Genomic DNA, 13,699 nt, shown 5'->3' on the forward strand with positions numbered 1-13,699 from the left:
TAAGTTGAACTAAAGAATATTTACACTGGACACTCCGATGACAGAACAACCTTCCGATCCCTGTTATCCCCATATTTTTTTGATTTAATAAAAAACAGCCCCTTTCCTTGTTCGAAGGAAAAGGGGCTATTCGTTAAGAAATAAACAATAATGGCTATCTTACTTATCCAATGTATACAATGGCAGATCCACAGGCAATGCAGCCGGGCGCTGACACGTGCTTTTCATTTGGTAGAATGTCTGTTCATCTGATGAATCGTGGAATGCCCACATGGCCTCAAGAACGTGGTATGCCAGTTCCCCGCTCGCCCGGTGTGCACGTCCGCTATGGGCTGCATAGGCCATATCAGCCACACCGATGCCACGTGTATTCTCCTGATACCCTGGGAGAAGCGGAACCTCCGTCCATTCCTGTTCACCCAGCAAGCGGTAACGAACTGGACCGCCGAAGGTATTGGGGTCAGGTACCTGCAATGTACCGTGCGTGCCATATATCTCAATCGGTGGCAGTGCACTTCCGCCAAATACATCAAAGCTCGTAATCAGTGTGCCAATGGCTCCCTGTTCAAACTGTAGCAGACCGGTAACGTGAGTTGGAATTTCGACGGGAACCGTCTGGCCTCTCTTTTTCTCACTCGTAATCGTCCGTTCTTCCATGGCTTTACCTGTCATACCCGCAATTGACTTGATCGGTCCCATCAGCTGGACCAATGCGGTGAGATAGTATGGACCCATATCAAACATCGGCCCACCGCCTGACGCGTAATAAAACTCCGGATCTGGGTGCCAGTGTTCATGACCACGGCTCATCATAAATGCGGTCGCCGCCACCGGCTTGCCGATCACTCCCTCCTCCACCAACTGAAGCGAAGTCTGAATGCCTGAACCGAAGAACGTCTCTGGCGCGCAACCCACGAGCAATCCTTTACGCTTCGCTGTTTCGAGCACGGCCTGACCTTCCTCACGGGTAACTGCGAGCGGTTTTTCCACATAGACATGTTTGCCTGATTCGAGCGCCCGCAAGCATACATCCGCATGAACGGAAGGAATCGTCAGGTTGATGATCAGCTCAATCTCGGGATCAGCCAAGATTTCGTCAACGCTGTATACGTTTGGCACGTTATAGGCAGCAGCCTGCTCCTCGGCACGTTTCCGGTCAAGATCCGCAACAGCAACAAGTTCCAGCACCTCGAACCGGTGACAGTTTTCCATATATATTCCGCTGATTTTACCGCAGCCAATAATGCCTACTTTCATTGTTTTCATGCCTGGGGCTCCCTTCGCCGTGGATCAGAAATGGTTTATCCATTGAGGATGAATGGTTGAGACTGACTTTACGTGTGCAACTAAACTACAGTTTCATTAGTTCTGGTTGTCCGCCATACCTGTGTATACTTCATTCACTGCTCCTGCTCGGGTCTTCGCAAGCTCTTTGCCTGCTGCCGTCCATTTGAAGCCACTGCGCATCATTTCAGTCACAGGTTTCATGTCTACAATGTCCGCATGGTGTCCCAGTGAGTTGTAAAATACCCGTCCTGCGCCCCAGCGTTTCGTCCAAACAACCGGCATATCTACGGGTCCATTCGCCGCATGCGGGCCTGTCACCACTGGAAAACGAGTTGTTGCCAGCACTTCCACTGCCGGGTCTACGTGCAGGTAGTACTGTTCGCTTTTCACCTGAAAATCTTCAATATGATCCAACAACGGACTAGAGCCGCGCTTCATGTTCACCATATACTCCACGCCATCGTTACCTGGATGGGCAACCCATTGTCCACCCGTCATAAACTGCCAGTCCACGTTATTTCGGAAGGCATCACACATGCCGCCATGAATACCAGCCAAGCCGACACCGCTCTGAACAGCCGCTGATACGTTATTGACCAGCTCCTGCTCAATCTGCCCCATCGTCCACAATGGCACGATTAGATCCAGACCCAGCAGCTTCTCTGCATCCGCATAAGACTCCAACGTATTCGAGACTTCAACCTCAAACTGTTCTTCATTCAAAATACGCTCAAAAATCGCTGCTACCTGCTCCGGTTCATGTCCATCCCAGCCGCCCCATACAATCAGTGCTTTGCTCATCGTTTAATCACTCGCTTTCGGATATTTTAGTTGTGTTCAACCTCATCCTGACTTCGCTGTCTTGCTTACTCACATCTCTTCAAGCGTCACCCAGCGTCGTTCTGTCACCGAACGTTCTACCGCTTCCAGTACAGCCTGACAGGCGACCCCATCGTGGAAACTTGGTGATGGTTGTCTTCCTTCAGAGATCGCAGTCACCAGCTCCAGCATTTCATGGGTGAACGTGTGCTCGAATCCAATCGTATGTCCGGCAGGCCACCAGGCTTCAGCATATTTGTGTGCAGGATCGGTCGCTAGTACACGGCGGAATCCCTGTACGTCCTCTTCATCCTTTGTAAAATACACTTCCAGTTCGTTCATCCGTTCAAAATCAAATCGTACGCTACCGAGACTGCCGTTAATCTCAAACGAGTTCGTACTGCGATGCCCCGCTGCAAAGCGTGTAGCCTCGAAGCTGCCCAGTGCACCTCCTGCAAATCGTGCCAGGAATAGTGTGGCATCATCAACAGTTACTTCTCCCATCGGTGCATCTGCATTGGAACTGCCCTTGGCACTTAGTCCGGTCATCTCAGATGCAAGGGGTCGTTCTTTGATAAAGGTTTCGCTCATGCCGATGACTTCCTGAAACTCACCAACGAGGAAACGCGCCAGATCAATTAGATGCGCACCCAGATCCCCATGGGAACCGGATCCAGCCACTTCTTTTTGCAAACGCCATACCAGCGGGAACGAAGGGTCCATGATCCAGTCCTGCAAGAAAAAAGCACGGAAATGATAGATCTTACCGAGTCGTCCGCTCTCCACCAGATCCTTCGCTAATTGCACCGCTGGTGAGAAACGGTAGTTGAACCCGACCATATGTGCGACTCCAGCATCCTCTGCTGCCTGAAGCATCTCACGCGAATCTGCGAGCGACAGGGCCAGTGGTTTCTCACAGAACAGATGCTTGCCCTGTCGGGCTGCCTCCAGTGCAATTTCCTTATGGGCATCACTTGGCGCGTTAATATCAATCAGATCGATATCATCCCGCTTCACCAGTTCGCGCCAATCCGTTACACTTTCGGACCAACCGAACTGGCTCGCCGCCTCTTGAACTCCCTGCTCGTTACGTCCACAGATCACAGACATCTCAGGCTGCAGCGGAGCAGACGGGAAAAACATTGGCAGACTGCGATATGCGTTACTGTGGGCCTTCCCCATAAACTTGTATCCAACCATTCCGACACGAAGACGATTTGACATGGTCATTTCCTCCTTTGGAATAATAAAAATCTTTCACTATGTGCACCATTAAACTATTAACGGATAGAAGAAGCACGGATGATTAGTTCGGTAGGCAACAATGCTCTCGCTGATTCGGTTACCGCTACAACAGAGTTATTCGCTTTATGTGTATCACCCACAGACCCATGCATAAGCTTCGATACTGCAAGTTCACCCATCTCGAAAAATGGAACCCTGACGCTGCTCAGCGGCGGAACCGCCATCTCGGCGGCATCGGAGTCGTCATAACCCACAAATGCCGGAAAATCCGCATGCCCTATTCCCCGCTCACGCAAACCATGCATGACCCCAATAGCCATTCGATCATTGGCCGCAAATACAGCGTCGATTTCATGGAGCCGATCTGCTATAATTGCTGCCGCCGCTATGCCGCTTCGTCTGCTGTAATTCCCCTCAAGCAATAGGCTCGGGTCCAGCTCCATACCCGCTTCTTGCAGGCCCAGACGGACACCTTCCATTCGCTCCTGGCTGTTGGAATAGCTATCCGGACCATTGAGAAAAGCGATTTGGCGATACCCCTGATCCGTAAGATGACGTATCGCAAGCCTACTTCCTTCCACATGATCCGCGTCCACTTCCGTGAACGATTGGCCTTCAAAATGCTGATTCATGACACAGAATGGGTGACCCTCCTGGTGAAGCTGCTGCATTGCCGCCAGTTCTTCGTGATCATCTCTGGCACCAAGGATGATGCAGGCATCCACTTTCTGACGCCGGAACAGATCCGTATAATTCATCACTTCACCGGGTGTCCGGAACATAACCAGCAGGTCCATGCCATTGTCTCTGGCTTTGCTTCCAATCCCACTAAGCATTTCCGAGAAAAAATACGCCGAGAACAGATGCGCCTTCGGAACATAAGGTAATACCACACCAAGATTCCCGCTTTTACTTCTGGCAAAACTGCGAGCAAGCGCGCTGGGCACATAGCCTAACTGTTCGGAAGCTTCAAGAACCTTGCGACGTGTCTCTTCTTTAATAGGACCTACCCCATTAAGCACCCGGGATACGGTTGCCTCGGAAACCCCCGCAAGATCAGCCACTTCTCTGCGAGATGCCATGAATTTCACCCCCTTCTAGCTCACCTATAAATGAAGTAATAATTATAAATCAATATTTATGTACGCGCGTACATTTTCTCATGCCATGTAACCGTTGTCAATGCTTTTAACACAAAAAAGGATGAGAAATGGATTGCCCCCATTCCCCATCCGTTCAGCAACTAATACAAACCAATTACAACGTCGTTGTTACCCCTTAATCAACGGAGGATTGACTAAATTCAGCCTGTTCCAACGTTTTCACATGACTCGGAATGCGATCCGAGGGTTCTGGCGTGGATTGCAGCTGTCTTACTTTGTGCAGCACTTCTTTGTTCGGCAGGAAGTGTTGGGAACGAATGAATCGAATTGTTTTGGTTTTGGCACGCATAACAATCGAATCGGTCTCGGCCCGATCATCCGCAAGATACCGTACCCCTCCCAGAATCTCACCTGGCGTCACACCCGTTGCGGCAAAAATAACGTCCTCCGTGCCGATCATATCCTGCATCGTTAACACTTTGTAAGGATTATCAATTCCCATCTGCAAGCAGCGTTGGAATTCGTCCGCGTTGGCAGGCATCAGACGGCCTTGAATTTCGCCTCCGAGGCAGGACAGGGCAGCTGCCGCCAGCACACCTTCCGGTGCTCCGCCAGACCCCACATACAGATCAATGCCCGCCTCCGGGAAGGCCGGTGCCATCGCACCCGCAACATCACCGTCACTGAGGAACTTGATCCGCACGCCAACCTTGCGCAGAGTCTTGATTGTACTTTCGTGTCGCACACGATCCAGAATCATTACAGTGAGGTCCGAGATGTTTTTGTTCAATGCAGCAGCTGCTTTCTCCAGAGTGACTTCAACCGGGTCTTCAATGCTAACCTTGCCTACAAGCGCAGGGCCTACCGCCAGTTTCTCCATATACATGTCCGGTGCGTGGAGCAGGTTACCTTTTCCCGCCACTGCAATAACCGATAGAGCGTTGTTCAGTCCTTTGGCCACGATTTCTGTACCTTCGAGCGGGTCTACAGCCACGTCAACCTCAGGGCCCTCAGCGTTGCCCACTTCCTCGCCGATGTACAACATGGGTGCTTCATCCATTTCCCCTTCACCGATTACCACCGTGCCGCGAATAGACACGGAATCGAACATGGCGCGCATGGCCAAAGTAGCCGCTTCATCTGCACTGTTCTTATCGCCTCGTCCCATCCAGGGTGCTGAAGCTAACGCAGCCAATTCTGTTACTCTGACAATTTCCAACGCCAGTTCGCGTTCCATTTTTCCCACTTCCTTTCCAATTTCCAAAAGCATAACGTGAAAGCGGTACTAAATCCATCGCAAATCCATATGAAATTGATCTATAATCGGCGTAGGAGCGCCTTTCCGGCAATTAATCCCTTATTTATCCAATTCATATTTTGATTGATTTCACTTCTTTTTCGGCTGGGTTTAACATTACAACCTGTCCACTTTTTCACCTTAAATATTAATTTAAATTCCCATTTACAATATAAAAATCCATATTATTTAACATCGTGAATTTAGACACCCATTTCATGCACAATAAGTTCTTTTAACATAAGGGATATACAGCTTTTAAGGTGATTATTAAGAAAGAAACCATCTCCGACTGACTACGAGCGAAAACGATTTTCGCTTGGCACTACAAACGCATAAATAAGCTAATAGATTGTAATGATATGTATTGAGATCAACCTGCCCCTTTCAATGTTATCAAGCTACATTTGGATGTCATTTGTGTATTAATCAGGCCTTTAGCTCTTACAAATGCCATAGATGCAGCTTATGATGGTCATCGAAAATAATAAGTTTACATAATATTTGTTATGTATTAATTTCCCGCAATTTCTTCATTTTATGATTCATCGGTTCTGGCAAAACATAAAAAAGCTCAAAAGAAGTCTGCTCAATAGCATTTTTCTCTCAAGCTTTTCCCTCGATGATCCAGTTACAGTATCGTTTTGGTCATTATAAAATCAATCTGTTTCTCATCTCCCATGTAAAAAGCATGAGCTCCTGTCTGTACAAACCCCATCTTCTCATAAAATGCGATGGCATTTTCATTTTTCTCCCACACGCCTAACCAAATATTCCTTTTGTGATGTTCAATTGCCATCTCTATGGCTTTATGGAGCAGTACTTTACCAAGCCCATGTTTTTGGAACTCTTTCTTAATGTACACCCGCTCGATCTCAAGGGATTCCTCTCCCATCTTCTCAGACTGAGCATCATTGATACTCACCTTCATGTACCCTGCCAATTTATGGTTGACGTAAATAAAAAGAAACTGTGAATCCGCAATGGAAAGTTCGGTCTCTAATTGTTCCCGATTAAATGCCCTTTCCAGATAAGCTTTCATATTAGCGGGTGAATTTTGCGCTTTAAACGTTTCATTAAACGTCTCATAACTAATCTCCTGCAGTTCACATACATGTTCACTGGTACATATCTCTATACGAATCGTCATCTATCATCACATTCCTTTAGCAAGTTAATTATTTGTTGCAAATGCAATAAAAAAGGATTAGATTGAATCTAACTTAATTTTGTTGTATTTGCAACATAATATAGAAGAAGAGGTTGAATGAATTGAAATATGTACTTTTTGTCGCAGGTATCCTCATCTTAACGCTTGGTATTTCCCTTACCATTCAATCTGAACTGGGGACCTCACCGTTTGATGCACTTCTGGTAGGGCTGTCCCATCATGTAGGGCTAAGTGTAGGAAGCTGGGAAGTCATCATTGCTTTCCTATTAATAGGATGCAATGCGCTTTTGAAGCAGCAAAAACCCGAGTTTCTGGGGCTCGTCACCGCATTCATTACAGGTGTGGGGATCGATATATGGCTTTATGTATCTGAATCCTTGATCACGCCCGAAGTTTGGTACAGCCAATTAATGACTTTTGTCATTGGTTTAATGATCATAAGTATCGGCACGGCAATCTATTTACAGACCAATTTCGCCCCGATTCCGATTGACCGCTTAACCTTAATCCTGCATGAAATCACTCGAACTCCATTATTTATATCGAGAACATTGATTTACTTTGTATTTTTGATCCTGGCGTTTCTGCTCGGTGGTCCGATCGGGCTTGGAACATTGCTAACCGTATGTTGTGCAGGTCTGCTCCTTCAGTTCATCATGGGGCATACGAAAAAGATAATAGATCGCATATTAACAGACAAGGATACATCCACACATACTACACGTGAAAAAGAACATTCCGTCTAAAACGGGGTACACCGTCTACACAATAAAAGGCTGGATCTGAGGTTCAACCCCTGATCCAGCCCATGAAAACGTGCTTCTTCCTTATGGCTCAATTCCCCATACCAGCTGACCATTCACATACCCGGTAACCTTATCATGGTTTGCGAACTGATTACCGGTTGCCTTGAACGAGTAATCGTTAGTTTGAGTATAATTCGTCCAATTGTTTTTGGAAAAACGAGCTTGAAGCTCAGCGCTCTGGCCTGCATTCAGCGTTCCCGCAGCACTTGTAAAGCCCACTTCAAGATAATGATCGGCTCCGGCAACTGGAGTCGCCAGTTTAACGAAATTGCTCGTTACATTCGCACTGCCCATACTGGCCCAGTCGGACCAGAAACTCTGAGCTTCTTCCCCGTCGATCGTATAGTAATAACGGAGTTTTACATCACTCAACGAAATGGCCGAAGTACCAGAGTTGACCAATTTGAATTTGGGTGAGATTCCGTTGGTCGATGCACTTGTATTGCCGTTAAAAGCTTGAATCGTCAAATCCCCTGCTGGCACAGTAACCGTGCTATCTACCACGTTCACCGTAAGCACAGCGTTATTTCCTCCATTGAAGTGAAAGGTCAATACATTCTGGCCCAAGGGCAGCGTAGCAAGATAGGATTTGTTCAGAACAACAGCAGAGCTGGACGCTGTATAATTCTGACCTGATACAAGCGTAACATTCCCCTTCGTGATGCTTGTGAGCTGACGTCCATTTAAGGTAAGAGACACGCTAATATCCTGCGCTGGATTCGTCGCTTTATCAAATGTTGCATTCACAGGAGAAATCGAAGCATTCGTACTCGGTGTTGAATCCACAATTTTAACTTTTAACACAGGGTCCTGACCTTGATTAAAATCCAGAACAATCGAATGCTCGCCAACTGGCAGAGTTGCCAGGTAAGCTTTTTTCAGCAGCAATGTGTTTCCGTTCAAGGTATAGTCCGTCGTTGCGGTCAAAGTATTGTTTCCTGCCCGAAGAGCAGTCAGCGTATTTCCGTTCGCATTTACCGTTACGGCTTTGTCACTTTGATTGGGTGTGTATTTGTCAAATTCAACATTTACAGGTGTGATGGATGCACTGGGGTTGGGATTGTTAACCTTTAGATTCGGCAGTTCATCCAACGTAATGACATAATCGCTTTGATAAAGCGTTTTCAAAGTTGCCGGGTAGTTAAAAGCAGAACTCATCAGATGCTCGCCATACCAAGGGCAGAAGTACAGCCATCCTGATTTCTCCTCTGTAAGATTCTTCACGCTTGGAATCGTGTCGTTCTCCGTCATGGCAACCATTTTCGTACCACCTGTCAACTCAACAAGCTTATAGAAAATCGAGGTAATTGCATCCTCATTCGGTACGCCGGACAAACCGTCATAACGGTTGTAGATCGTATTGTATTTATCATACCCAACAAGATCTACCTGATCATCGCCCGGATACCAGGCAGGAGAAGTACTGTATACGTAGCTGTTGTAAGTCCAAATCAGATTATGCAAGCCATATGTTTCGGTCAGTTCGGTATATAGCAGATCCCATAGCTCTTTGTACACTTCTGCGCCTGCCGAAGCCCACCAGAACCATGCACCTTCCCCGTTCAGCCCGCCATTGCCTTCTGCTTCATGATACGGACGGAACAGCACCGGCACATCGTTATCTTGCAAAATCAGCAATTGCTCTGCCAGATCCTCGATGGTCATCATCACGTATTGATACTCTTTCGTACCGGGAATTACCGCATTCGCTGTATCAAAATTCGTTTCTGTTGGCTTGTAGGTAGCTTCTTTCCAATCGACAAAGTCCCCAAGCTCATACGTATTGAAATTACGAGGCACATTGATATGCCAGGAAGCTGTTGCAATGCCTTCACGGTTATTCACCCAATCAATCATGCGATCGGTTGTACCGTCCTCCCAACCATACAACGGATTATAGTTCATCAAGTCAAAACCACGGATAGCCGGATACTTTCCGGTAAGATCATGAATCCACTCGAATTCAAGCTCTGTATCTCCGTCATTTCCTCCTCCATAGATCTCTTGCTGACCTGAGATAATGTTGTTTCCGTATACATCTGTTAAATAATTCATCAAAATTTGAGTTTCCGGTGTAGCTGCTGGATCAGTCAGAACTGGCTGCACATTCAGGGGATCCAGATCAGCATGATCCACTGTGAACGTGTCAAAATAAGCGAAGCCCCAACCCGCCTTTAGCTCGATGGTGTTGGCACCCTGATTCAGCTTATGGAAGCCAAAATCAAAGTCCGACCACGTTGTCGTGTAAGGCAGCATGTATGCCCCCTTGGTAACTCCGTTCACGTTTAAATTTTGAGACCTTCCGTCCGCACTGAGTTCCTGCATATATCGTGTGGAGATCGCGTACATGCCGGTTTCCGGGACAGTAACGGTGAAAGTTAGTGTGCCAGAGTTCTGCATCCAGACAAATCCGGTCCCTGAGAATCCGGGCTTGGGTTGTCCATAGATTGAAGTGACCACTTGAAGATCCGGGGTGAGCTGCGCATTTTCGCTTTCGATGGTGAACAGTGGTGTGTCTGCATGAACGGGCGCTGTCATTAATCCAAGAAGTAGGGCCAAGGCCAGCATCATTGCGGTTGCCTTTTTGAGCAAATTTTTCATCAATTCCATCTTCCTTCCCAAGTGAAATATGATAATGAAATGTCAATGAACCCATTCATGATGGCGCTTTCATAGTAAACATAGCATGTGCATCAATTTTTGTAAATATATGGTGAATACAAATGTTAAAACTTCTTTTATACCAGCCTTTTAAACATCTATCCTCCTTTCTCTCACCAGACTTGATGATTGACGAAAACGGTTCATTATCTAATCAAATTAGCGTATGAAACTTCATTTCACATTAGATGTGTATCTGGCAGAAAATCGGATAAACAACAAAAAAAAGCATTCCTGTTCGAATGCTTTTTCAAGTACGTTTCTTCAATTGCCCTCGTTTATGTCTGCGGCCTGCGTCCCGGCTCAACTTACGGTTTCCTCGGTAGATGTTTCCGTGAGCGCACAACGTTCCCCTGCTTTGCGTACCGCCCGAATAATCCCCCCGTATCCGGTACATCGACATAGATTCCCGCACAGTCCTGTTTCAATCTGATCTTGTGAAGGCTCAGGATGTGCATCCAGCAATGCCTTGGTTGAGATCACCATGCCCGGAGTACAGTAGCCGCACTGGAAACCACCTTCCTCCACAAAAGCCTGTTGAATCGGATGCAGAGTACCTTTCTCTTCGCCGTGCAGACCTTCAATGGTCGTAATATCACTGCCTTCACATTGATAAGCCATAACAAGACAGGAATTCACGGGCTCTCCATCGATTAGAACCATACATGCGCCGCAGCGACCGACTTCGCACGATACTTTGGTACCCGTTAGTTGTAAATGAGTTCGAAGCACATCGACAAGTCGGGTCGTTTGCGCGATCTCCAGATGTTTCTGTTCGCCATTTACAACGGCTGTCCAGTGGTTTTCAAGCGGTTTACTCATGATGGACTCACTCCTTCCTGCAAAGGTACATTTAAAGGTCTGACCAGTTGTTCTCTCTGTACAGGAAGACGGTTGACCCTCACGCCTGTCGCCTGATGAATTGCGGCTGTAATGGCCGGCGCAAGCGCTACGGAACCAATCTCACCAATGCCTCTCGGACCAAATGAATCACCTTCGGGCAAGTCTTCAATAGCCTCAACCTCCAGATTGGTATGAATATCCCGAATCGTTGGGATCAGATACGTATCGAGGTTGGTAGTTACATAGCGGCTGTCCTGCATAACCGCATCCTCGGTCAACGTAAATCCAAGGGCCATGACACTGCCGCCTTCAATCTGTCCAATGTAACCCATGGGGTTGATAACCGGGCCTGCCGCCACAACATGACGTGTATCGAGCAGCTTTGTCTCCCCGGTTAAGGTATTCACTTCCACCTCTGCCGCAACTGCGGCATACGTATACAAATAATGCCCACCTACCACGTTGTCCGGCGTAGTTGGGTAATCAAACTTTGTATCGAAAATCCATTCATCGGCTTCACCCTGCATCGCGAGTTCAGCATAAGAGACCACAAAGTCTGATGGGGCTTCCAATTTCGCCTGGTATTGAGATACGCCTGAATAACTTTCAGCAATTTGAGCACTTTCAGTCCCTCCAGCAACGATCTCAGCCACTTCAGTTCTTTCAGCCTTCTCGCTCTTTCCTGTCTTTTGCACATCTGTTTCTACTTCTGAAGTGTCTGCAGGAAGCTGGCCTTTACGCCATATACCACCAGGTCCTGTTACCAGTTCATCTGCCGGAATGTCCGACATTTCAGACGCGACAGCGAGAGCACGGGAACGAAACGGAGTCTGTAACCGCTGCAGAGCCATCCATGCCATCGTTGTTGAACGCGAAGCGGTACTTGACCCACTGTGTGGCACACGGTCCGTGTCTCCAATGATGATACTGAGATCCGATGTACTGCATTGGAACAGATCACATAACATAATTTCCAGCGTTGCAACGAGTCCCTGACCGAATTCTTCGTAGCTGAACGCCACCTCAATCTTGCCTTCGTTATTCAGGGACAGACGGCCTCCCGCAGGGTCCGGAATGCCGTAACCCAGCCCTGCACCATGCATGGCGATGGCTGCTCCGACTCCGCGTTTAATCCACGGCGGCAGAGCAGGATCTGCCGGGGGACTCTGATGTTTTTGCCAAAGTTCAGAGCGATCCAATGCCTCCCATACTTGAGACAGTCCATCCGTGACCAGAATCCGTTGATTCAGTGGTCCGGGATCATTCTTTTCCCTCATATTGCGTCTACGGAACTCCCAAGGGTCCATGTTCATGATTTCTGCAAGCCGATCCATCTGGCCTTCCATGCCAAAAATCGCCTGGTTCCCGCCAAATCCGCGAAACTCACCCGACACCCCGTTATTTGTATACACAGACACGCCTTCCACATCCACATTCGGAATGGCGTAGGGTCCAAGGCAATGCTCGGTACAGAAGTTCAGCACGGGTGCACCAAGTGTCGCGTACGCTCCGGTATCTGCTGTAATGCGGACACGATGCGCATGTATGATACCTTCTCGACTCATGCCGGTCTGCATTTCAATCTTCATTGGATGTCGTTTCAATCCTGCACGTACGGATTCTTTACGCGAATTATGCATTTTCACAGGACGTCCGCATCTCAAGGCCAGCAATGCACCATAAGGCTGTACGTTGAGTTCATCTTTTCCACCAAATGAACCACCAATGGGTGAAGACACCACCCGGATATCTTCTTCGGGACAACCAATAATGCGTGCAAGTTGCATCCGGTCTTTATATCCATGTTGCGTTGCCGCGTATACATTCAGCCTTCCTTCTTCATCTGGGACAAACAGGCCACCTTCTGTCTCCATGTAAGCATGCATCTGGCGAGGCGTATAATACGTCTCTGTCACGATATGATCACACGTGGCAAAGGCTTGCTCGGCATCTCCACGTTTGATCTCCGTGCGATGCAGCACATTGCCTGGACCATGCTCATGCAGCTCTGGTGCGCCGGGAGCCAACGCAGCATCTGTACTATTCAGCGGCGTGAGTTCCTCATACACTACCCGAATCGCATCCAGTGCAAGCGCCGCACGTTCCGGGGAATCCGCAGCAACCGCTGCAATGGCGTCACCGACATAACGCACAATATCCTCGCAGAACACTGGCTGATCCGGGGTCGCTATGCCAAAACGATTCAGTCCAGGCACATCTTTGGAGGTCAGAACCGCATAGACACCTTCCAACGCCTCAGCTTCCGAAGTATCTATAGACAGCAGGCGAGCATAAGGATATTCGCTTCGCAATACCCTTCCATGAATCATGTCAGGTAGCGTCATATCCGTCAGGTATTGAAGCTGGCCAGTTACTTTGGGTGCCCCATCTGGCCGCAGGTGCCAGCGTTTCCCGCTCTGTTTCCGATTCAGCAGCATGATCCCTCTCCCCCTTTGTGTGATCCCAT

The 13,699-nt window shown here is 48.0% G+C and carries 10 protein-coding genes; 1 reads left to right on the plus strand and 9 read right to left on the minus strand.

Going from position 1 to position 13,699, the window contains the following annotated elements; genetic code table 11:
* Positions 1-159: 159 nt before the first annotated feature.
* The 6 genes from MHI06_RS16545 to MHI06_RS16570 form a co-directional block, all read right to left on the minus strand.
* On the minus strand, positions 160-1,266 hold the full coding sequence (locus MHI06_RS16545; RefSeq protein ID WP_340013231.1) for a Gfo/Idh/MocA family oxidoreductase: 1,107 nt from the start codon (positions 1,264-1,266) through the stop codon (positions 160-162).
* A gap of 96 nt (positions 1,267-1,362) precedes the next feature.
* Positions 1,363-2,088 carry a ThuA domain-containing protein gene (locus MHI06_RS16550; protein ID WP_340398478.1) on the minus strand — a complete coding sequence of 242 codons (726 nt, stop codon included), beginning with the start codon at positions 2,086-2,088 and terminating at the stop codon, positions 1,363-1,365.
* A gap of 69 nt (positions 2,089-2,157) precedes the next feature.
* The gene (locus MHI06_RS16555; protein WP_340398479.1) at positions 2,158-3,330 is read right to left on the minus strand and encodes a Gfo/Idh/MocA family oxidoreductase; all 1,173 of its coding nucleotides are present in this window, start codon (positions 3,328-3,330) and stop codon (positions 2,158-2,160) included.
* 56 nt (positions 3,331-3,386) lie between these two features.
* Positions 3,387-4,433 (minus strand): LacI family DNA-binding transcriptional regulator, encoded by a 1,047-nt coding sequence (locus MHI06_RS16560; RefSeq protein WP_340398480.1) that lies wholly within the window; start codon positions 4,431-4,433, stop codon positions 3,387-3,389.
* A gap of 196 nt (positions 4,434-4,629) precedes the next feature.
* Complete coding sequence (gene glpX / locus MHI06_RS16565; protein WP_340398481.1) at positions 4,630-5,691, minus strand: class II fructose-bisphosphatase; 1,062 nt, start codon at positions 5,689-5,691, stop codon at positions 4,630-4,632.
* A 691-nt stretch (positions 5,692-6,382) separates the two neighbouring features.
* Positions 6,383-6,901 (minus strand): GNAT family N-acetyltransferase, encoded by a 519-nt coding sequence (locus MHI06_RS16570; RefSeq protein WP_340398482.1) that lies wholly within the window; start codon positions 6,899-6,901, stop codon positions 6,383-6,385.
* A 122-nt stretch (positions 6,902-7,023) separates the two neighbouring features.
* Between MHI06_RS16570 and MHI06_RS16575 the strand changes: the two genes are divergently transcribed.
* The gene (locus MHI06_RS16575; RefSeq protein ID WP_340398483.1) at positions 7,024-7,668 is read left to right on the plus strand and encodes a YitT family protein; all 645 of its coding nucleotides are present in this window, start codon (positions 7,024-7,026) and stop codon (positions 7,666-7,668) included.
* Between the two features lie 81 nt (positions 7,669-7,749).
* On the opposite strand, the gene MHI06_RS16580 is transcribed toward MHI06_RS16575, so the two are convergent.
* From MHI06_RS16580 to MHI06_RS16590, 3 genes are all read right to left on the minus strand, one after another.
* Complete coding sequence (locus MHI06_RS16580) at positions 7,750-10,329, minus strand: X2-like carbohydrate binding domain-containing protein (protein WP_340398484.1); 2,580 nt, start codon at positions 10,327-10,329, stop codon at positions 7,750-7,752.
* A gap of 363 nt (positions 10,330-10,692) precedes the next feature.
* Positions 10,693-11,211 (minus strand): (2Fe-2S)-binding protein, encoded by a 519-nt coding sequence (locus tag MHI06_RS16585; protein WP_169480955.1) that lies wholly within the window; start codon positions 11,209-11,211, stop codon positions 10,693-10,695.
* Complete coding sequence (locus tag MHI06_RS16590; protein ID WP_340398485.1) at positions 11,208-13,670, minus strand: molybdopterin cofactor-binding domain-containing protein; 2,463 nt, start codon at positions 13,668-13,670, stop codon at positions 11,208-11,210. Before MHI06_RS16590 ends, MHI06_RS16585 begins: the two co-directional genes overlap by 4 nt.
* Positions 13,671-13,699 lie beyond the last annotated feature (29 nt).

The sequence above is a fragment of the Paenibacillus sp. FSL H8-0079 genome, from assembly GCF_037991315.1.
Taxonomy (GTDB): Bacteria; Bacillota; Bacilli; order Paenibacillales; family Paenibacillaceae; genus Paenibacillus.